General features: G+C 60.0%; 12 protein-coding genes. 6 read left to right on the forward strand and 6 right to left on the reverse strand.

The window, feature by feature from the left end:
* The first annotated feature begins 92 nt into the window (after positions 1-92).
* The 3 genes from ACR0JI_RS12620 to yaaA all read left to right on the forward strand — a co-directional run bounded on the left by ACR0JI_RS12620 (position 93) and on the right by yaaA (position 3,301).
* Positions 93-380, forward strand: coding sequence for a YggT family protein (locus ACR0JI_RS12620; protein ID WP_170382138.1), 288 nt, complete (start codon positions 93-95; stop codon positions 378-380).
* Between the two features lie 78 nt (positions 381-458).
* Positions 459-2,498 carry a DNA helicase RecQ gene (recQ, locus tag ACR0JI_RS12625; protein WP_480494979.1) on the forward strand — a complete coding sequence of 680 codons (2,040 nt, stop codon included), beginning with the start codon at positions 459-461 and terminating at the stop codon, positions 2,496-2,498.
* Positions 2,499-2,530: 32 nt separating this feature from the next.
* Positions 2,531-3,301 (forward strand): peroxide stress protein YaaA, encoded by a 771-nt coding sequence (gene yaaA, locus ACR0JI_RS12630; protein WP_480494981.1) that lies wholly within the window; start codon positions 2,531-2,533, stop codon positions 3,299-3,301.
* Between the two features lie 47 nt (positions 3,302-3,348).
* Here yaaA and ACR0JI_RS12635 read toward each other — a convergent pair whose 3' ends face one another.
* Positions 3,349-5,607 carry a response regulator gene (locus tag ACR0JI_RS12635; protein ID WP_480494983.1) on the reverse strand — a complete coding sequence of 753 codons (2,259 nt, stop codon included), beginning with the start codon at positions 5,605-5,607 and terminating at the stop codon, positions 3,349-3,351.
* A 115-nt stretch (positions 5,608-5,722) separates the two neighbouring features.
* On the opposite strand from ACR0JI_RS12635, the gene ACR0JI_RS12640 reads away from it, so the two are divergent.
* On the forward strand, positions 5,723-11,149 hold the full coding sequence (locus ACR0JI_RS12640) for an alpha-2-macroglobulin family protein (RefSeq protein ID WP_480494985.1): 5,427 nt from the start codon (positions 5,723-5,725) through the stop codon (positions 11,147-11,149).
* A 36-nt stretch (positions 11,150-11,185) separates the two neighbouring features.
* Positions 11,186-13,243, forward strand: a complete 2,058-nt coding sequence (pbpC, locus tag ACR0JI_RS12645) for a penicillin-binding protein 1C (protein WP_480494987.1) — start codon at positions 11,186-11,188, stop codon at positions 13,241-13,243.
* A gap of 20 nt (positions 13,244-13,263) precedes the next feature.
* Here the strand turns inward: pbpC and ACR0JI_RS12650 are convergent, their stop codons facing one another.
* From ACR0JI_RS12650 to ACR0JI_RS12665, 4 genes are read right to left on the reverse strand one after another with little or no spacing between them, the layout of a single operon-like run.
* On the reverse strand, positions 13,264-15,306 hold the full coding sequence (locus ACR0JI_RS12650; protein WP_480494989.1) for a hypothetical protein: 2,043 nt from the start codon (positions 15,304-15,306) through the stop codon (positions 13,264-13,266).
* On the reverse strand, positions 15,303-18,065 hold the full coding sequence (locus ACR0JI_RS12655; RefSeq protein ID WP_480474485.1) for a DUF4159 domain-containing protein: 2,763 nt from the start codon (positions 18,063-18,065) through the stop codon (positions 15,303-15,305). The genes ACR0JI_RS12650 and ACR0JI_RS12655 overlap by 4 nt, the downstream gene beginning before the upstream one ends.
* The gene (locus tag ACR0JI_RS12660) at positions 18,062-18,937 is read right to left on the reverse strand and encodes a DUF58 domain-containing protein (protein WP_480474484.1); all 876 of its coding nucleotides are present in this window, start codon (positions 18,935-18,937) and stop codon (positions 18,062-18,064) included. The genes ACR0JI_RS12655 and ACR0JI_RS12660 overlap by 4 nt, the downstream gene beginning before the upstream one ends.
* Positions 18,934-19,941, reverse strand: a complete 1,008-nt coding sequence (locus ACR0JI_RS12665) for an AAA family ATPase (protein ID WP_480474483.1) — start codon at positions 19,939-19,941, stop codon at positions 18,934-18,936. Before ACR0JI_RS12665 ends, ACR0JI_RS12660 begins: the two co-directional genes overlap by 4 nt.
* A gap of 64 nt (positions 19,942-20,005) precedes the next feature.
* On the opposite strand from ACR0JI_RS12665, the gene ACR0JI_RS12670 reads away from it, so the two are divergent.
* The gene (locus ACR0JI_RS12670; protein WP_480474482.1) at positions 20,006-20,581 is read left to right on the forward strand and encodes a DUF1285 domain-containing protein; all 576 of its coding nucleotides are present in this window, start codon (positions 20,006-20,008) and stop codon (positions 20,579-20,581) included.
* On the opposite strand, the gene ACR0JI_RS12675 is transcribed toward ACR0JI_RS12670, so the two are convergent.
* On the reverse strand, positions 20,564-21,418 hold the full coding sequence (locus ACR0JI_RS12675) for a DMT family transporter (protein WP_480474480.1): 855 nt from the start codon (positions 21,416-21,418) through the stop codon (positions 20,564-20,566). The genes ACR0JI_RS12670 and ACR0JI_RS12675 overlap by 18 nt on opposite strands.
* Between the last annotated feature and the right edge of the window lie 175 nt (positions 21,419-21,593).

Consider the following 21,593-nt stretch of genomic DNA (forward strand, 5'->3'; position numbering starts at 1 on the left):
GCTTTGGGGCAATTCGCAAGCGCAGAGTTCAGCCTACTTGCTCTTTGCTGAAAGGGTGCTTAGGTCTCGACCAACAAGAAAACGGAGACCCCATGCTGTCGCTGATCCAAATCCTGCTGCTGATCCTGGACATTGTCTGGTTCATCATTCTGGCCCATGTGATCATGAGCTGGCTGATTAACTTTCAGGTGCTCAACCTGCACCAACAACTGGTTGCACAAATCTGGTACGGGTTAAATCGCATTTTAGAGCCTATTTACGGGCCGATCCGCCGCGTTCTACCCAATATGGGTGGGTTGGATTTGACCCCGCTGGTGGTGCTGATCGGCGTCTATGCTTTGCGGATCATCCTTATCAACAACGCGCCCTATTTTTACTGACCACTTGTTCACTGAATCTTAGTATGTGATTGTCCTGTCTTAAGAGCAGATAAACCTTAAAACAGGGCACCCCCGCATATGTTCGACGCCGCACCCTTGCTGCGAGATGTCTTTGGATTCGACGCCTTCCGCCCTGGGCAGGAAGAGATTGTCGACGCCGTGAAGGCAGGTGAAAACGTGATGGCGATCATGCCCACGGGTGGCGGTAAATCCTTATGTTTTCAATTGCCTGCCCTGCTCCGCGACGGGGTGACGGTGGTTATATCTCCACTCATAGCCCTGATGCGCGATCAGGTACGCGGCTTGCAAGAGGCCGGGGTCGAGGCCGGTGCGCTGACATCCGGCAACACGCCCGAGGAAACCGAGGCCGTCTGGGATGCGCTGGAGGACGGGCGGCTGAAGCTGCTTTACATGGCGCCCGAACGTCTGGCTGCCGGGTCTGCGCTTGGGATGCTCCGTCGGATCAACGTCAGCCTGATCGCTGTGGACGAAGCCCATTGCGTCAGTCAATGGGGGCATGACTTTCGCCCTGATTACCTGCGGATCGGAGAGTTGCGGCGCGCCCTGAAAGTGCCGCTGGCCGCGTTTACCGCCACGGCGGACGCCGAAACGCAGGATGAGATTGTCGAAAAACTGTTCGATGGCATTGAGCCGCGCAAATTTCTGCGCGGATTTGACCGGCCAAACATTCATCTGGCCTTTGCCGCAAAGGACGGGCCGCGCAAGCAGATCCTTGATTTCGCAGATGCGCGCAAAGGACAGTCCGGCATCGTTTATTGCGGCACCAGAAACAAAACCGAGGTGATTGCTCAGGCCCTGCGCGCCGAGGGACACTCGGCCTGCTACTATCACGGTGGAATGGACCCCGAAGATCGCCGCATTGTCGAAACCCGTTTCGCGCGTGAGGACGGGTTGATCGTCGCCGCCACAGTGGCTTTTGGCATGGGCATCGACAAACCCGATATCCGTTGGGTCGCCCATGCGGACCTGCCCAAATCGATCGAAGCCTATTATCAGGAAATCGGACGCGCCGGACGCGATGGCGGCCCGGCCGAAACGCTGACCCTGTTCGGCCCCGATGACATTCGCCTGCGGCGTTCACAAATTGACGAGGGTCTAGCGCCGCCCGAGCGCCGCATGGCCGATCATGCGCGCCTGAACGCCTTGCTGGGTCTGGCCGAAGCCTTGGAATGCCGCCGTCAGACATTGTTAGGTTACTTTGGCGAGACCACAGGGCCCTGCGGCAAATGCGATCTGTGCGACAGCCCACCCGAAGTTTTCGACGGCACAACTCCGGTACGTATGGCCCTGTCCGCGATCCTGCGGACCGAGGAGCGGTTCGGTACAGGCCATTTGATCGATATCCTGTTGGGAAACGAGACCGACAAAATCTGCGCCCGCCGCCATGAGGATTTGTCCACCTTTGGCATCGGAAAGGATTGGACGCGCCCGCAATGGCAGGCCATTTTCCGGCAGATGATGGGCCACGATCTGGTCCGCCCCGACCCCGACCGTCACGGCGCATTGCGCATGACCGAGGCGGCAAAACCAATCCTGAAAGGCGAGGCGCAAATCAACTTACGCAAGGATACGTTGCGCAATGCGGTACGTCGGCCTGCGGTCAAGGCAATGGTTTCCGAAGAGGACGCCCCGCTGCTGTCAGCGCTCAAGGCCAAACGCCGTGCCCTGTCTGAAGCTGCACGTGTTCCGGCCTATGTGATCTTTCCCGACCGCACGCTTATCGAGATGGCTGAAAAGCGCCCTGTAACGCTGGACGATATGGCCCGGATCGGCGGTGTTGGCGCCAAAAAGCTGGAGCGCTATGGCGATACGTTCCTTGAAGTAATCGCGGGCGAAGCAAGAAGCGTTCATCCGGCGCGCCGAAAACTGGCTGGACGCAATCAGGGTGAGATTTACGACCGTTTGATGAAAGTTCAGTCTTTGCTGTCGCGCGGTCCGGACGGGATCGACAAGCCCCTGACCTGCTCGGCCTCGCAATTGGCAAAGGTCGCGCAACTGCGCCCAGACAATCCCCGTGGGATTGCGCAGGTGCTGGGTGATCGACGTCACGAAAGGTTTGGCGCCGCTTTTCTGGACGTGCTGCGTGAGGCGGGCTAGATACCCCCGAACAGGCAAGAAAGAGGGCGGATATGCTGATCGTGATTTCCCCGGCCAAACGGCTAGACTGGGCAGAGCGGAATGTCGGGGTAACGCAGCCCGATTTTCAGGAGGATGCGATCCGGCTGTCCAAAACCGCTCGCAACCTGACGCTGGGTGATCTGAAGAAACTGATGGACCTGAGCGACGATCTGGCACGCCTGAACCGCGACCGGTATCGCGCTTTTTCGGATGCACCCGACGCCAAGGTCACACGCCCGGCTGCGCTTGCTTTTGCTGGCGACACATATCAAGGGCTTGAAGCTGCTTCGCTGGACGAGGACGAGCTGTCATGGGCGCAAGACCACTTGCGCATCCTTTCCGGCCTTTATGGTGTGTTGCGGCCACTCGACGCGATACAGCCCTACCGGCTTGAGATGGGCAGCAAGCTTAAAACCCGAAGAGGGAAGAACCTTTACGAATACTGGCGCGATCAGCTCAGCAAGGCACTGAACGCGCAAGGAGCCGAAATTAACAGCGACATTCTGGTGAATTGTGCCAGTCAGGAGTATTTTGGTGCGGTGGATTTGAATGCCCTGAACCTGCGCGTCATCACACCGGTCTTCATGGAAGATAGGGGCGGCACCCCAAAGATTGTGAGCTTTTTTGCCAAAAAGGCACGCGGTGCCATGGCGCGGTATGTCATCCAACACCGCCTGACCGATCCTAAGGCGCTGCTGGATTTCGACAGTGGCGGCTATGAATACCGCCCTGATCTGTCGGAAGCGGATAAGCCCGTTTTCGTCAGACCTTATGCGGCCTGAAACCCAGATCACTTGAACTTGCAACCCGGTGGTAGTCGCCTGAAGAGTCAGCCAGGCGAGGTCGGGTCCGGGATTTCGTCCCGCTCACGCCGGGCTTTGACGCCGGGTATGGTGTCTGCGACCGCGCAGACGCAATCGGGTTGGTGTTGCAGGATCATCTGGTGAATGCGGTTCTTGTGTAACGGTTTGGTCAGGTAATGATCCAAGCCAGCTGACAGAATTCCCTGATCATCCCCGGCCATGGCATGGGCCGTCAGGGCAACGATGGGAACGTGGCGACCAGTTGCAACCTCGAGCCTGCGAATTTCCGCTGTTGCCTGTTTGCCGTCCATCTTTGGCATGGAAATATCCATGAAGATCAGATCTGGCTCGAACTCCTGATAGATCTCAACCGCTTCAATCCCATTCGAGGCAAAGCGAAGATCGATATTCAGATCCTTGACCATCTTCTTCAGGATCAATTGGTTGGTGCGGTTGTCCTCTGCGGCAAGAACCCTCATGTGTCGGGGGTGCGCAGATTCAGAATCTCGCTTTTTAGAGACTGTTTTGCCCACGTCCAAAGGGCACCTTTCCAACGATGGGCTGTCAAGCGCCATCAGCCTGCCATACAACTCGGACCGAGGGATGGGTTTCTGCAAGACACCGTCGATCAGGTCACGGGCAGGATGCGCGTGAATCAAACCGGGGCTTGCAGACATCACGACCACCGGAATGTCACCCCACCCGCGGTCCCTGAGCGAGATCGCAAGGTCCAGCCCATCCATATCCGGCAGGTCGTGGTCACAAAGAAACAGATCAATCTGATCATTCATCTGTGACAGTGCCTCAGTCCCCGACGTGCAAACCGTCACCTCAGCCCCCAGTCGCCCAAGCTGTTTGGCAAGAATGGCCCGGTTCACGGCAAGATCTTCGACCAGCAGGACATGTTTCAAACCATCCGCCAAGTTCGGAGGTTCGGGTTGCGGGCCTTCTACCGTGGGCAGTGTCACGCGAAAACCGAAACAGGATCCCTGGTCCGGCTCACTTTCGACCCAGACCGTGCCGCCCATCAAGGTGATCAGCCGCTTGGTGATGGCAAGACCAAGCCCGGTGCCTTCAAATTGGCGGTTACGCTCGTCTTCGACTTGATTGAACTCGCCAAAAATATGGCCGGTTTTTTCTGCGTCGATGCCAATACCGGTATCTTCGATCGCAACATGGATATCACAGATCTGCGCATCCGGATTGGGCACCCCTGTCACCCGGACCAGCACATAGCCTTCGGAGGTGAACTTGACGGCGTTGCCGACCAGATTGGTCAGAACCTGCCGTATCCGACCAGGATCGCCCACAAAAAGGGTTGGCAAGAACAAGTCGTAATCAACCAGCAATGTCAGGCCTTTATCGCGCGCACTGGGCTGTAGCAGCATCGCAACCTCAAGAATGCAGCGTTCAAGATCGAACTGCTCCGGGTGCAGAGCCAGCTTGTCCGCCTCAATCTTGGAATAATCCAGCACGTCGTTGATGATGACCAGCAACGCCTCGCCCGAATTGCGGATCGTGTTGACGTATAGCCGCTGCTCTTCGTCCAACGGTGTCTCGTCCAGCAACTCCGACATGCCTACGATGCCGTTCATCGGGGTGCGGATTTCATGGCTCATGTTAGCCAGAAAGGCCGACTTGGCCCGGTTTGCCGCTTCGGCTCGCTCGCGCGCCGCCTTAAGCTCGATTTCATGCCGGACTGACGCTGTGATGTTGAGAGCAAGGCTCACCATATCACCGCCGCTGCCGCGCTGGTCGATCAGACGGATATAGTGACCGTTCCAAAGCTGCATAACGATTGGAGGCGGGTTGGCACGGCTCCAGCGGGCCAGCATTCTGTCCTGCCAGTCTTCCGCGGATTCATCCCCGATATCGACAATACCTTCTGACGTCAGCAAATGCAGAATACGCGGGTATGATATTCCCGGCGCGACTTCGTCCAGACCTTCAAAAACGCTCAGATACGCGGTGTTTGCGCCGATCAGCCGGTTGTCACCGTCAAAATAGGCAAACCCGTCCTGAATTGTCTGAATCGAGTGCCACAAGCGGCGTTCGGCAACCTCGATCTTGGCGTTGGCCACGCAGAGGTCGGATTTGACCTTTTCGTTTTCATCCCGAACGGTTTCAACCTCAGCCTGCGTTTCGCCAATTCGTTTGGTCAATGCCATGGCATGTTGACCCAGTTTGCGATTGGCTGCCGAAAGCTCGGCCTGTTTCAGAGCCAGCATCCGTTCAGCTGCCAAACGCGCGCGCCGTTCCTGTGCCAATTTATGTGCAAGAGTCATTTGATTGATTCCAGAACGCTCTGCGCACAGCATCCCGGCAGAGGATGAAAAACTGTTTAAGCCGTTGCACAACAGGCGCACGCCATGCAACGCTGTGCCCAAAGAGGAGGGCACCATGCGCCGCTTTGTTTTTATTTCAATAACTTACATCATTTCACTTTTAGTCTTGCCCAGCGCCACCCAGGCGCAGGATGCAGTGCCTGATTTCCGCTATGTCACGACGCGGGACGCAGATTTTTACGGCTCGGATCTGGATGCCCTTTTCGATACCGATCTGAAGTCCTGCATTCAGGCCTGTTCCGCCAATACGCTTTGCACTGCGTTCACCTACAACACCCGATCCAATGCCTGTTTTCCAAAAAGCGGTGTAAACCGGCAAGAGGCCTATCAGGGGGCAGTATCTGCGCAGAAAGTAACTACCCCAGATCAGACCCAAGCATTGGCTGATGCGCGTGCAAACGCGTTAAGCGCACTTGGTGCCGCCGACCTGAAGCAAGCCGTTGATCAGGCGCGCGATCTGGGCTTTGTTCATATGGCGCAAGGTAACGACCTGCAGGCTGTTCTGGACGCGGCACGCAACGCAGGCAGCCCGCGACTGGCGATGAATTGGACTGGTGTGGCCGTATCGCTCAGTGACGCGCCCGATCTATGGGTGGAATACGCGCGCTTGTTATTGGCGATAAACCCTACGGACCGGAGTGAAGGGCGCGATCTGCGCAACCGTGCGCTGAATGCCGCAACCAATGGCTATTTGCGCGCGGACGCTCCCGGCACACAGATTGCCGCCCTGATGACATTGGCCCGCGCCTTGGAAGAGGTCGAGCGCGGGCGCGATATGATCCCCGTGCTGCGGCTGGCCCAGGAAATCCAACCGCGCGAGGATGTACTGGCCGCGCTGAATGATGCCATCGGGAAATACGGGTTTCGCGTGGTCGACAGTTCTGTTGAAAGCGACGCCGCCGCGCCGCGGATTTGTGTTGAGTTTTCGGAACCGCTGGTCAAGGCAGGAGTCGACTATGACCCGTTTGTCCAGCGCAATGATGACGGGTTGGTGGTACAGGCTGAGGGCAGGCAGCTTTGCGTTGACGGTGTCGCCCATGGTCAGCGTTATCGCCTGACGCTACGCGAACGCTTGCCCTCCGCCTCGGGCGAGGCGCTGAACCGCAATGTTGAGCTTGCCCATTACGTGCGCGACCGGGCGCCTTCGGTCCGGTTTCCCGGGCGCAGCTACGTTTTGCCGAAATCCGCTGACGCCGCTTTGCCTGTTGAAACAGTCAACGTCACCGAGCTGGATTTGATCCTGCGGAGGGTCAGCGACCGGAACCTGTTGCGCGCGGTTCAGCAGGATTTCTTCGGCCGCCCGCTCAGTGAATGGCAGGAAGCAGAATTTTCCGATGAAATTGCCCAGGATATCTGGGCCGGCACCGCCGAAGTGGCCAACGAACTGAATCAGACCATGACTGCGCGCCTGCCCATGGCAGAAGCGATCGCGGATCAGCCCGCTGGCATCTATGCGCTGACCGCCCGTGTTCCGGGGGCCGATCCCTATGACGACCCGGGCGCGACGCAATGGTTTGTTCTGTCCGATCTTGGGATCAGCAGCGTGCTTGGCACTGACGGGCTGCACGTCACGGTGCGCGGGCTGAGCGACGCGGCTCCCCGTGAAGGTGTCGAGGTTTCACTGGTCACAAGCGCAAATGCGGTCATCGCCCAAGCGCGGACGGATGAATCAGGTTATGTCCGGTTCGACCCCGGTCTGACGCGCGGCAAGGGGGCCAGCGCGCCCGCACTGGTGATGGCTTCGACCGGGGACAGCGATTTCAGCTTTCTATCCCTGACCGATCCTGCTTTTGACCTGTCAGATCGCGGTGTTGAAGGGCGTGCCCCCGCGGGGCCGGTCGATGTTTTTCTAGCCACGGATCGCGGCGCTTACCGGGCCGGAGAGGTGATCCACCTCACCGCCCTGTCGCGCGATGGTGAGGCGCAGGCTATCGAGGGTCTGCCCCTAACCGCAATTCTGTATCGCCCTGACGGCGTGGAATACCGCCGAACCGTCTCGGATGGCGGCGTCGCCGGGGGGCATATCTTTCGTCTGCCTGTTGCGGCAGATGCACCACGCGGCGCTTGGCGGATCGAGATCAGATCAGATCCCAAAGGCGATGCGCTGGCGCGACAAACAGTGCTGGTAGAAGACTTCCTGCCGGAACGTATAGATTTTGAGCTGAACCTGCCGGACGCGCCCCTGCGTCCCGGCGACAGCCCACCGCTTTCGATCGACGCGCGCTATCTGTTTGGTGCGCCGGGGTCCGACCTGAGCATCGACGGTCAGGTTATCGGACGCCCGGCGGACACAGTGGCAGGCTACGAGGGGTATCGCTTTGGCCGCTATGACGCCGAGACATCGATCAAAAGCACCTATTTCGGTGACACGCGCACAGACGCAAACGGCAAAGCATCCATAGCTGTTGAAATCCCTGCATTAGAGACGGAAGGGCAGCCAATTGAAGCCGAGGTTATTGCGCGACTGGCCGATGGCTCGGGCCGCCCTGTTGAACGTCGCCTGAGCGTTCCTGTCCTGCCGTCGCAACCTGTGATCGGTGTCAAACCCATGTTCGAGGACGTAATCCCCGAAGGTACCGAGGCCACGTTTCAGATCATCGGCCTTGCACCCGACCTGACCCCCAGCCCGATGCGCCTGCGCTGGACGCTGAACAAGATCGAAACGCGGTATCAATGGTATCAGCTTTACGGAAACTGGAATTGGGAACCGACAACCCGACGCACTCGAGTTGCCACCGGAGAGATTGACGCCGCCACTGATCCTTTGACGTTGTCCCAGCCCGTGGACTGGGGCCGTTATGAACTGGTGGTCCAACGTATTGATGGCACCTTTACGGAAACCGCTGTCGATTTCCACGCAGGTTGGTATCAGGCCGCAGATGCTTCGACCACGCCTGACCGGCTTGAGATGTCGCTGGATCGCGACAGCTATCGGGCCGGGGAAACCGCACAACTGCGCATCGTTTCGCGCATGGCAGGTATCACCCAGGTCGAGGTGCTGTCGAACCGCCTGATCCATCGCCAAATGGTTGCCGTGCCGGAAGGCGAGACAGTTATCCCGATAGAGGTGACAGAAGATTGGGGTGCAGGTGCCTATGTCACGGCCACAGTGATCCGACCAATGGATGTTGCCGCCGGTCAGAACCCGGCACGCGCTATGGGCGTCGCCTATGCCGCCATTGATCCTGCGGATCGCACGCTGTCGGTTGCCATTGAGGTGCCCGAGGTTAACTCACCCCGTTATACACAGAAGGCCCTTGTTAGGGTCGAAAATGTTACAAGCGATGATCCAGTCTGGCTAACCCTTGCCGCTGTGGATGTGGGCATCCTTAACCTGACGGAGTTCGAAAGCCCAAACCCGCAAGAGTACTATTTCGGGCAACGCCGGCTGGGTGTGGACCTGCGTGATGTTTACGGGCGGTTGATCGACGGCATGAACGGAACGATGGGTACAGTTCGCTCTGGCGGCGACAATGACAACGGGATGCGCCGCCAGTCCCCGCCACCGACGCAAGATCTGATGGCAGTGTTCAGCGGCCCGGTTCAGGTCGGTGTGGGTGGCGAGGTTGAGGTCGACATCCCCCTGCCCGCCTTCAATGGTACGGTCCGCCTGATGGCCGTCGCGTGGTCACAAAAAGCCGTCGGGCAGGCCGAGGCTGACATGATCGTTCGCGACCCGGTGGTGGTTACGGCCAGTCTGCCGCGGTTTCTGGCCCCCGGCGATCAAAGCCGGATGCGGCTTGAGATTGTCCATGCGGATGGTGCATCCGGAGACATGGCGCTTGGCCTGACCACCACCGGTGGGTTGGAACTGGGCCCGGTACCGGCACGCTTTTTGCTGGAGGATGGTGGCAAAGCGGTGTTCGACATCCCCGTAACGGCCCATGTCATCGGCGATCCAGAGATCAACGTTTCCATCACCACACCAGACGGGCGCGATCTGTCGCAAACCCTGCGGATGCCGGTGCGGGCCAATGATCCAGTGATTGCCCGGACACGGCGCTTTGCGCTGGGTGCGGGTAACAGCTTTCTGTTTTCGCAGGATGTTTTTGATGGGTTTCAACCCGGCTCAGCCAAGGCCATTCTGTCAGCCGGAGCGTTGGCCAAATTTGACACGCCCGGTCTGCTGGATCAGTTGAACCGTTACCCTTATGGCTGCACCGAGCAGATCACCAGCAAGGCACTGCCGCTGCTTTACCTGTCATCCGTCGCGCAGGCATCGGGGCTGGGCAATGGCCCGGAGGTGAATCAACGCATCACGGAATCAATCCGAAGCATCCTGACTCGTCAGGCTGCAAACGGTGCCTTTGGCCTGTGGCGTGCAGGCAGCGGTGATTTCTGGCTGGACGCCTATGTGACCGATTTCCTGTCACGCGCCCGCGTGCAGGGACACCCGGTGCCGGATCGGGCTTTTGCGCAGGCCATGGATAACCTGCGCAATCGGGTCAATTATGCGCCGGATTTTGACGAAGGTGGTCAGGATATCGCTTATGCCCTGATGGTTCTGGCGCGGGAAGGCGCGGCGGCGATGGGCGATCTGCGCTATTATGCGGATGTCAAAGGGGATGCTTTCGACACGCCGTTGGCTGCAGCGCAACTGGGCGCTGCGCTGGCCTCGTACGGGGACCAGACCCGCGCAGACGCGATGTTCGTCCGTGCGGCGCGGATGCTGCAACAGGTGCCGAACGATCAGGAAAACCACTGGCGCGCGGATTACGGCACCCGCCTGCGGGATGCGGCGGGCCTGCTGACCCTGGCCATAGATGCAGGCAGCGAGGCGATTGACCGCAACGCATTGATCCAACGGGTAAGCACGGGCCGCACTCCCCTGTCCACGCAAGAGGCCACATGGTCCCTGCTGGCGGCGCACGCGCTGGTGTCTGATCCGTCCGGCTCCGGTTTGACGGTCAATGGCGTGTCAGTATCCGGCCCCTTTGTTCAGGTTCTGCAATCCGGGCAGGCGGAAGAGGTCAACATCACTGCGACCGACGGTCAGGCAACCGATATCACCCTGACGGTGACCGGAATTCCCGAAGATCCGCCTGGGGCCGGTGGCACCGGCTATGCAATCGAACGGCAGTATTATTCGATGGACGGCGATCTGATTGACGCGGGCCGATTTGCCGTGGGGGACCGGTTCGTCACGGTTCTGACGGTCACGCCGTTTGAAAGCGGTGGGGCGCGTCTGATGGTAGACGATCCTCTTGCCGCTGGGATCGAGATTGACAACCCGAACCTGCTGCGATCGGGCGATGTACGGTCGCTGGACTGGTTGAATCTGTCTGATGCCACGCATACCGAGTTCCGATCGGACAGGTTCCTGGCTGCGGTTGACCTGTCGGGGCGCCAGACCGTGACGCTGGCTTACGTCGCCCGTGCCGTCACACCGGGCGTGTTCCACCATCCGGCGGCCTCGGTCGAAGATATGTATCGCCCCCAGAACCGCGCACGAACGGCGACGGGACGGGTCGAGGTGCAGTGACCGGCCATCGTTCATATCCTTGTTTGGGCGGCGCTCATGCCTAGGGTGCCGCGCCTGTTATTTGCGTTGGCCGGCGCTCTCTATCTGGCGGCATTGGCGCGGGATGGCGTTGACCGCTGGGTCGACGCCACAGTGCTGCCGCCTGTTCTGACTGAAACTTCGGTCGAGATACGGGATCGTAACGGTGACCTCCTGCGCGTGTTTCCGGTTGCAGATGGCATCTGGAGGCTGCAACCCGGTGCGGTCGATCCCAATTTCACCGCCATGCTGCTCCGGTACGAAGACAAGCGTTTCTGGACCCACGCGGGCGTGGACCCTGTCGCATTGCTGCGCGCAGCCGGGCAAAGCCTTTGGAATGGGCGCGCGGTTTCAGGCGGTTCAACCCTGACCATGCAGGTCGCGCGGCTGATTGAAGATGGATCGACCGGACGCTGGAGTGGCAAATTTCGCCAGATTAGGGTCGCATTGGCGTTAGAGCGGCAGCTGAGCAAGACACAGATCCTGAACCTCTACCTGACCCATGCTCCCTATGGCGGCAATCTGGAAGGTATCCGTGCCGGTGCCCGTGCCTGGTTCGGCAAAGAAGCAACCCGGTTGACGGCCGCACAGGCGGCCCTGCTGGTCGCTTTGCCGCAATCGCCGGAAGCGCGACGCCCGGATCGCAGACCCGAGGCAGCCCAAATTGCCCGAGATCGGATTTTGCGCAGGCTGGAGCGCCACGGCGTATTGACCAAGGCTGAGATGCACGCAGCCCTGACGGAGACCATTCCTGATCGAACGGTCCCGTTCCCGCGTCTTGCACCCCATCTGACCGACCGTGTGAAAAGCCAAACCTTTGCAAACGGTGTATTTGATCTGACCCTGGATGCAGGGGTGCAAGCCCGGTTGGAAACTTTGGTCGCTCGGGCCGCGGCGCGCATAGGGCCGCGCGTGTCCGGAGCCCTGATCGTAGCAGATCATCGCGACGGCAAGATTTTGGCCTCGGTCGGGTCTGCCGGGTATCGGGATGCGCGACAAGGTTTCGTGGATATGACGCAAGCCGTGCGGTCGCCCGGATCGACGCTGAAACCTCTGGTTTACGGGCTGGCATTCGATCAGGGGCTGGCCCATCCGGAAACCCTGATCAGCGACAGCCCGGTGATGTTCGGGCGCTACGCCCCGCGAAACTTCGATGGCGTTTTCCGGGGCGATGTAAGGGTTCGGGACGCGCTGCAATTGTCGCTGAATATCCCTGTCGTGCGCCTGACACACGAGCTGGGCTCTGCGCGCGTGATGGCGGCACTGCGGACAGCAGGATCAGAACCGCGCCTGAGCAGTGGTACACCCGGATTGGCAATATCCTTGGGTGGTGTCGGGCTGAGCCTGCATGATCTTGTACAGATCTACGTGACGCTGGCCGCTGGTGGGCAAGGCCCGATCCTGCGCCATGACGCTCTGGCTGATGCACGGCTCACCTCTCGTGTTTTGTCCGAAACCTCGGCATGGCAGATTGCGGATATCTTGTCCGGTATCACAGCACCCACGGGCAGCACTTCAGGGGCGCTGGCCTTTAAAACGGGAACCTCTTATGGGCACCGCGATGCCTGGGCCCTTGGTTTTGACGGGCAGCATGTCATCGGGGTCTGGTTGGGACGCGCGGATGGCACACCTGTTCCCGGCGCATTCGGAGGGGACGTTGCCGCGCCGCTTCTGACCGAGGCTTTTGGCCTGCTAAAGCCTGAACTCACGCCCTTGCGCCCACCGCCGCCATCAACACTGTTGGTTGGCGCGGCGCAATTGCCGCAACCGTTGCAACGTTTCCGGCCCCGCGCGGCGGCTTTCGAAACGGACCAAACCGCACCTGATCTGTTGTTTCCACCGGAAAACGCTCTGTTAGAGACTTTCGGTAGCCCTCTGACAGTGAAACTACGCGGTGGTGTCGGGCCGTTTTCCGTTCTGACTAACGGCGTGCCTGTATTGACCGGGCAACGGCAACGAGAATTCGAAATTCCCAATCCCGGACCCGGGTTTACCTCACTTGTTGTGGTGGATGCACAGGGCCAATCCGACCGGGCCTCGTTCCGGATCGACCAGAGCGCGCCCGGTTCCCGTTAAAAAACAGCAACGGGCCAGCGTTAACGCCGCCCTTCCCGCAGCCAACCACCTAGCAGGAACCCCCCAGCCAGCAGCAAGACAAGCCAGGGTGGCAGCAACCCGGCCTGCGTGACATCCCGCGTTTCATACGCGTTGCGTGGGGTCAGCCCGATCCAGCCCCGACCGGCGGCGGGGCGTCCGGCGCGCACGTTGCGGATCGATGGCATCCCATCTTCCAGCCGGATCACACCGCCCCGCAACCCGGCCAGCACCGGTTCGAGGACATCACCTGTCGCGATGGTACGCTCGAACTCTTTCGGTGCAGCAGGGCCAAGGCCGATCACAGCCATGTGGTCACCTTCCTGCAAACGATAAAGGCCGATCTCAGGGCCGTAATACTGCGCTTCAAACCGACCCGGAGAAACCTCTTTCAAAGTAATCTCCAACGTCTCGCCATTCGGCAAGGTGACTGTCACCGGGCCGACCTCTGTCCCAAGCGTCTGACGAATGATGCGCATGGACTGACCGTTGGCCTCGGCCCACAACACTTCTTCTTCCAGTTCCGGTTCTTTCATCATCCAATGGGCCAGCCTGCGCAACAGCTCCAGCTGCGGGCCACCTCCTTCGAAACCGCGACTCCAAAGCCAGGCGTGGTCGGACGCAAGCATCGCAACGCGCCCTTCGCCAACACGGTTCAGGACAAGCAGCGGACGATCCTCGACCCCGGTCATCAGCACGTCGCCCGAGCGGTGTTTCACGTCGATCTGACGCAACCACGCCCCCCAATCCTCGGACTCTCCAAGATTGGTCGTGACCGGGTGACGATGCCCCAGATCACTGACCATCGGCACATATCGTTCCTCGATCACCCGCGCGGTTGGCTGGGCCGGCAGAACTGGCGCCAAGGGAGAGCGGAAGATGCTGTCGGCACCGGCGAAATCGGGACCGGCGGCAACCAGGACCGCGCCGCCTTCGTTGATGTAGCTTGTGACATTGTCCAGATAGATCGCAGGCAGAATCCCGCGCCTCTTGTAGCGGTCAAAGATGATCAGGTCGAAATCGTTGATCTTTTCCAGAAACAACTCACGAGTCGGAAAGGCGATCAGCGACAGCTCGTCCACCGGCACACCGTCCTGCTTTTCAGGCGGGCGCAGGATAGTGAAATGCACCAGATCAACAGAACTGTCAGATTTCAACAAGTTACGCCACGTGCGACCACCCGGATGCGGCTCGCCCGAGACCAACAGCACACGCAGGCGGTCCCTTACGCCGTTCATCTGGATCAGGGCCGTGTTGTTGCGATCAGTCAACTCGCCTTCAGCCTGAGGGACAGAAAACTGGATCACGTTGCGCCCACCATGGGGCAAAGTGACGGGCAGTTCGACATCGCGACCGATTGGAATGCTGAACTGCTCGGGCTCGCCCCCATCCACCGAAATTTCCAACGGCGCAGATGTTGCACCTGCAGGGGCTGCTCCGCTGTCTTCCACGCGCAGGGTCAACGTCACCGATTCACCAATGATGGCGAAAGCAGGGGCGTTTCGGACAATAAGCCTGCGATCCCAGTCGCTTTCTCGCCCGGTTTGCAGCAGGTGCATCGGTGCGGGCAGATCCGGGGCCTGATCGACATCATGCACAATCCCGTCGGACACCACGAGGATACCGGCGATGCGCGCGCGCGGCTCTTCCGCCAGGGCTTCGTTCAGGGCTGCCATGATCTGCGTGCCCTCATCGCCTTCACCATCGCCGACCCGGATGCGTCGCAGTTCTGTATTGTCGCGTGCTTCGATCTCGGCGGCCAGATCTTCTGCGGCCATTGCCGTTTGTACCACCCGGTCTGAAAGCGTCTGGCTGGCGCTTTCATCCTCGAACATCAGAACGATATCTGTCAGCGGTGCACGATCCTCAATCTGGTAGACCGGGCCGGACAGCGCAGCGATGATCACCAGCACCGTCAACCCACGCAAAGCCCATCCCGACAATCCGCGCCACAAGGCCAGCACGACCCCGGCCACGGCAATCATACCCACGACAAGCAGTATCGCCCACGGGATCAGCGGATCAAAGATGACGGTTCCTGTCATTGTCCCAACCTGTCCAGAAGGGCGGGCACGTGAACCTGATCGGATTTGTAGTTCCCCGTCAGCACATGCATCACCAGATTGACACCAAAACGATTGGCCAACTCGCGTTGCCTTTCCCCGGCATAACCGCGCCCGACGGGCAACAGGGCCTGCCCGTTGCGATCCACCGCCCAGGCACCGGCCCAGTCATTGCCGCCAATGACCACCGGCGTCACATTGTCGTTCAGATTGCGGAAGGGCATCCCGTCGATCTGTTCTGCATCCAGCGGCGCGGCTTCGACCCAAACCTCGGTGCCTGAATATCGGCCAGGAAAATCCCGTAAAAGGTAGAACGTGCGTGTCAGAACATGATCACGCGGAATCGGCTCTAATGCGGGTATATTCAGCGGTGTGGCCAGTTGTTGCAGTTTGCGGCCATTTGGGCTGGAGGCACCGAAACCCGCGATATCCGCGTCACGCGTGTCAAACAGGATCATCCCTCCGGACCGCAGATAGGCGTTCAGCTTGACATAGGCTTCGGCCGAAGGTTGCGACTGGTTCGCTGAGATCGGCCAATAAAGCAACGGAAAGTACGCGAGTTCATCCCGTTCCAGATCAACACCGATGGGGTCTGCTGGTTCAACCGATGTCCGATAGAGGAGGGTTTGACCAAGCCCCCGCAACCCGGCTTGCGCAATATCATCTACTTGCGCATCGCCAGTCAGGACATGCGCCAATACCAGTTCGTGGGTCGCAGCCAATGCAAACTCGGTGTCCTCAGGCGTTTGTGCGTGACCTTCGGGTACCAGAAGGAAACCGGCCAGCGCCAAGGCCGTCGTCCGGGCCAGACCCAACCTGCCCGACAAAGCAAGCGATGCAATAACATCGATCGTCAGCAAAATCAGCGCAAGGCTGAGCAACAGACCGCCGAGCGGCATTTCCGTGCTGACCTCCTGCCCTTTGATCGGCACATTTGCGGGCCAGACAACAGGACGCAGCTGAGTTTCTTCTGAGACGACGTTCAACGCCAGCTTCTGCTTGCCACTTTCATAAAGACCCGGGCGCAGTTCCGGCCCGATCTGGCGCGATATCAGCTCAACCCCGTCGACACCGGCCAGGGTTCCGGCATCTGACAATGTGCCAAACCCGTCCATGATCTGTACCGGCTCCCATGTTGTTCCCAGTAACTGAGCCTCTTGCCGTGACTTTGCGGCCGAGGCCACGGCCAGCCGATCCAGCATTTCAACGAACAGGCCCGACAGTGGCAGGCTGGACCATTCTGCATCGGCGGTCACATGGAACAACACCACCTGCCCCAATCCCAGCGCCTTACGTGTCACCAAAGGCGTGCCGTCAGACAGCGAGGCAATCACACGATCCGCCAAGTTAGGGTCTGGTTGCGCCATGACCTGAGTGGAAACGACCACGTCATCAGGGATGTCCAATCCATAGAAAGGCGAGGTTTCGGGGAATGGTGCCAGGGTCTTGGCCTCACCCCAGCTCATCGCGCCGCCGACAGATCGCCCACCGCTGCGCAGCCGCGCAGGCAGCAGGGTGTCTTCGGTGTCACGCCCAAGATCGCTGGCCGCCATACGCGGGCCGGCAAAGCGCAGCAGCAAACCGCCCTGTTCGACCCATTCAATCAGGTCCGCCTTTTCAGGTTCCGACATCTGGGCCACATCTGACAGAACAATGACATCCGGATTGGCGGGCAGAACCTCAGTCAGACCGCCATCGACGAAATCCGCCGTGGGGCTCAGGACCTGAGTCAGATAATGCAGGGGTGACAGCAGCTCCAGACCTTCGCGGTTCAAACTCCCGGCAATCAGCGCGACCTCACGGCGACGCAGGCTGTCATCGGTCAAGGTCACGGTCCCGGCGGACCTTTGGCCCTGGATTTCGAACCGCGTGATCCGGGCGCGGAGTTCGGATGGCAGCGCCAGATCGACCTGCGCCGATGAATCCCCGGCTTCAAGGGTCAGTTCCACAGAATGCAGCACTCGGGCGGTTCCCGCCGGGTCGCGCCCTTGTGCCAATACTGTCACACGTTCCTCGGGGCCGGGGCCTGCGCGCTGCACTGTCACTTTGATCAGCCCATCCTGATAAGCCGCTGGCAGGATCGCCATGGGCCGGGACGCCGCCTGATACACCACGACATCGCCACGAGCCTGCAAGCTGGAGACCAGCGCCGCATGATCCACATAATCCAGCCGGTCACTGAACCAATGGGTGTCAAACCCCCCATCAATCGAATTTATAGCCGCAATGGCCTGTGCGATCTGAGGTTCGGTCGGCTGCCATGGGTTGGGCATCAATCCCGGCAAATGTCCCCGCCAAGCCTCGGCCCCCTGAAAAACGGGTGTTTCCGGTTCGGTCAGGCGCAGGATAGCCACCGTGCGCCCTGCGCGACCGGCCTCGGTCAGTTGCGCATCGATCTGATCCAGCGTGGCCGACCATCGGGTCGCGCCTGCCCAACTGGCGTCCAGCACCATCAGCAGCGGCCCGGACCCGATCTCATCCCGCGACGGGTTCAGAACCGGACCGGCCAGACCTATGATCACCGCTGCAGCTGCCAGCATCCGCAGCAGCAACAGCCACCACGGCGTGCGGTCCGAAACGCTTTCGTCATCCTTCAGGCCCAGCAGCAGCGTCACCGCCGGGAACATCCGGCGGATCGGCGCGGGCGGCACCGCGCGCAGGATCAGCCACAGGATCGGCAGGGTCAGAAGACCCAGCAGCACCCATGGAGCGGTAAAGCCGATGCCTGCCAGAACCGTCATCGCGTTCCCCCGTCCAGCGCACGGTATATCCACAACAGAGCCGCTTGTGCGCTATCGCCCGTGTGATGCAGGCCCAATTGCCAGCCAGTCGCCCGGCAAAGCTGCGTCAGCGCATCCTTACGGTGGGCGAGGCGTTTCAGATAGCGATCCCGCAGCTCTGCGGCCTTGAGCGTTTCGTGTCGGACGGACCCACCGACGCTTTCGAAAATCGTACGTCCACGATAGGGAAATGTCTCTTCTCCCGGATCCAGCACCTGAAGGATCACGCCGCGAACACCACGGTCGGCAGCTTTGGTCAGGGCCAGTTCAACTTCATCCATTGGACCAAGAAAATCCGAAATGAACACGGCACGGGCATGCGGGATCATGGCGCGATGTTCGGGTGGCGCGTAATCCGATTGATCATCCTCGGACCAGGCTTGCGCCAGCCGGATGATCTGTGCATTGCCACGCCGGGGTGGCAAGGTCGTCCCTGTCAGGCCCACACGTTCACCGCCGCGGACCAGCAAGATGGACGTTGCCAGCCCCAATAGCCGGGCGCGATCCGCCTTGGTCGGCAACGATTTGTCGGACGCAAACCGCATCGACGCCCCCTGATCGACCCAAAGCATTACCGATTGCGCGATCTGCCATTCGCGTTCCCGCACATATTGCTGATCTCCACGCGCCGAACGACGGTGGTCGATCATCCGGCGGCTGTCCCCGATCTGCGCAGGGCGGTATTGCCAAAAATCATCCCCCATGCCAGAGCGCCGCCGACCATGGTCTCCCAGCAGAACGGTGCCAGCCAGATGTTCGGCCCGCGCCAAAAGGGGCGGCAGCCGCGATGCCTCGGCCTCGGATCTTTCGCGAAGGGTCAGCGCGGCATTCACGCCGCCGCCTCGGTCCGGATCAACCCGACAGCGGTCGAGTCGATCAGGTCAGCCAGACTGTCACCGCGTGCCCGTGCCGCAAAGTTGAGAGCCATCCGGTGGCTAAGCACCGGGCGCGCCATATCCAGCACATCCTCGGCATTGGGTGCCAGACGCCCCTGCAACATCGCACGTGCCCGAACCGTCATCATCAGCGCCTGCGCAGCGCGTGGACCAGGACCCCACGCGACGGTTTCGGCAACCCGTTCGGATATGCCAGCTTCTTCCGGGCGGAAGGCCCGCACCAGATCAAGGATCAGCTCCACAACCGAGTCCCCGACCGGCATCCGACGCAACAGGACCTGCGCTGCCAGCAGTTCTTCCTTGCTGAAAATCTGGTACGCTTTGTCTTCTTCAACACCGGTCGTGGCCAGCAGAATATCCCGCTCGGTCTGGCGGTCGGGGTATTCTACATCGATCTGCACCAGAAACCGGTCCAGCTGCGCTTCGGGCAGGGGATAGGTGCCTTCCTGTTCGATCGGGTTTTGCGTGGCCAGAACATGGAATGGCACACCAAGGGAACGGTCCTCACCGGCTACTGTCACCGTACGCTCCTGCATCGCTTGCAGCAGCGCGGATTGCGTTCGCGGGCTTGCCCGGTTGATCTCGTCCGCCATCAGCAGCTGACAGAAGATCGGGCCGGGAATGAAACGGAAATGGCGGCTTCCATCGTCGGCCGTATCCAACACCTCGGACCCGAGAATGTCAGCGGGCATCAGGTCGGGCGTAAACTGAATGCGATTGCCATGCAGGCCCATCACGGTCGACAGTGTCTCGACCAACCGTGTCTTACCCAAGCCCGGCAGACCGATCAGAAGCGCGTGACCACCGCACAAAAGCGCAGCCAGAGTCAGGTCCACGACCCTTTCCTGCCCGATGAAGCGGCGGGTGATCGAGGCCTTGGCCTCTTGCAGCTTGTTTTCCAGCGCTTCGATCTCGGCTACGAGGTCGGCAGGTTCGTTCATGACTTTCCCTTCCGTGGACGAATATGATTGAAGTGTATCGCGCTGAGAGGAAATGGCAAAAGCAATGAGCGGACAAAAACCTGTGAAACCCTCGCCCGACGGATTGGCCGCATCGGTAAAAGCCGCCAAAACCCGGGGTTTACCGCCCGTTCACCTGTGGAATCCCCCGTTTTGTGGCGATCTGGACATCCGTGTCGCAAAAGATGGTACATGGAGTTATTTAGGCTCGCCCATCAATCGGTTCGAGCTTGTGAAGCTTTTTTCCTCAATTCTTAAGAAAGAAGACGGGAAATACTATCTGGTCACGCCGGTTGAAAAGGTGGGAATCACTGTCGAAGACGCGCCTTTTATCGCCGTGGATTTCGAGCAAACCGGCGAAGGTCACACGCGGAACCTGACCTTTCGCACACAAGTGGACGACGTCGCTGTTGCAGGGCCCGCGCATCCGATCCGGATTGTTATCGATCCTGAAACAGAAGAACCGTCACCCTACATACTGATCCGCACGAACCTCGAAGCGCGCATAGATCGCAAAAGCTTCTATCGCCTTGTCGAGATTGGTAGCCACTATGAGGGCTGGTTTGGTGTCTGGTCAGGCGGGCAGTTCTTCCCGCTGATCCCTTCAGCCGATTTTGGTTGACCGCGGTGCGCGGTCCTGAGCCAGCACGACGGCCAAAGCGACCACGCCCGCGCCCAGCGCACGGGTCCAGTTCCAGCCCTCCCCCAGCATCAGCATGATCAGCATCACGTAAAACGGGGCAATATTGATGTGAAACGAAGCCAGCGCCACGCCCAGCTTTCCCACAGCCGAGATGAACAACACCTGGCTGAGCCCCAGTGATATCAAGGCATAGATCCCAAGCATCCCCCATTGCTGTCCATCAATGGCCGCGGTTGGCAGCACATCCATGCCCAGCTGGGCCGCCCCAAAACTCAGCACCGCGGCCATGAGCAACCCACCGACGAAGGTAATCGTGCAGCGCCCGATCTGACTAAGCTCCGGGAAGTCGCGCGCAGTGGCCATGCTACCCCAACAAAACAGGCCCGTTGCAAGGATCGCCAGAACCGCACCCAGCCCCAGCTGTTCGGGCGCGGCGGTGCTGGTTGCAATCAATCCACCCAGAACCGACACCAGAACACCCAACGCAAAGGTCCACTTCAGCCGTCGGGTTCCTGCCATCAGTTCCAGTACTGTTGCAAGCAAGGGCGCACAGGATGCAATGATCGCGACCGTCACCGGATCCGTCATTTTCTGCGCGACGATCAGCAAAAACATGGCAAAGCCAAAACCAAAGCCGCCGACAACCATCGCCCGACCCCATCTGGCGCGTAACACTCTGCTTGGACCGTCCAGCAGAATCCAGACCGGAATCAGAACGGCAACCGCCAGCACCAGGCGCGCGGTCAGCAATGCAACAGGGGGCCAGGTTTGCAGCAGAACTTCGGCCGCCGGGAAACCCGCTGCCCAGGTAATCATGGAGGCAACCGCCAACCCATTCCCTGACAACGCAGAGTTTTGACCGCCGGGCAGAGCAGTAGTTGCCCCGCGTACGGGTTCCGGGCTCATCGCCATTGGATTCGAACCTTTTGTTAAGGCGGCACCCGTAATGACGCGCCGCGCTGAGCGGACCCTTGCTGATTCGGTGCAGGCG

Source organism: Ruegeria sp. N10, from assembly GCF_056531545.1.

Excerpts from the sequence above, each read along its gene's own strand:
- pbpC (WP_480494987.1), top strand. The coding sequence starts at position 11,186 with ATGCCTAGGGTGCCGCGCCTGTTATTTGCGTTGGCCGGCGCTCTCTAT.
- recQ (WP_480494979.1), top strand. The coding sequence starts at position 459 with ATGTTCGACGCCGCACCCTTGCTGCGAGATGTCTTTGGATTCGACGCC.
- ACR0JI_RS12635 (WP_480494983.1), bottom strand. The coding sequence starts at position 5,607 with ATGACTCTTGCACATAAATTGGCACAGGAACGGCGCGCGCGTTTGGCA.
- ACR0JI_RS12620 (WP_170382138.1), top strand. The coding sequence starts at position 93 with ATGCTGTCGCTGATCCAAATCCTGCTGCTGATCCTGGACATTGTCTGG.
- ACR0JI_RS12675 (WP_480474480.1), bottom strand. The coding sequence starts at position 21,418 with ATGATTACCTGGGCAGCGGGTTTCCCGGCGGCCGAAGTTCTGCTGCAA.
- ACR0JI_RS12665 (WP_480474483.1), bottom strand. The coding sequence starts at position 19,941 with ATGAACGAACCTGCCGACCTCGTAGCCGAGATCGAAGCGCTGGAAAAC.
- ACR0JI_RS12650 (WP_480494989.1), bottom strand. The coding sequence starts at position 15,306 with ATGACAGGAACCGTCATCTTTGATCCGCTGATCCCGTGGGCGATACTG.
- ACR0JI_RS12640 (WP_480494985.1), top strand. The coding sequence starts at position 5,723 with ATGCGCCGCTTTGTTTTTATTTCAATAACTTACATCATTTCACTTTTA.
- ACR0JI_RS12655 (WP_480474485.1), bottom strand. The coding sequence starts at position 18,065 with ATGACGGTTCTGGCAGGCATCGGCTTTACCGCTCCATGGGTGCTGCTG.
- ACR0JI_RS12670 (WP_480474482.1), top strand. The coding sequence starts at position 20,006 with ATGAGCGGACAAAAACCTGTGAAACCCTCGCCCGACGGATTGGCCGCA.
- yaaA (WP_480494981.1), top strand. The coding sequence starts at position 2,531 with ATGCTGATCGTGATTTCCCCGGCCAAACGGCTAGACTGGGCAGAGCGG.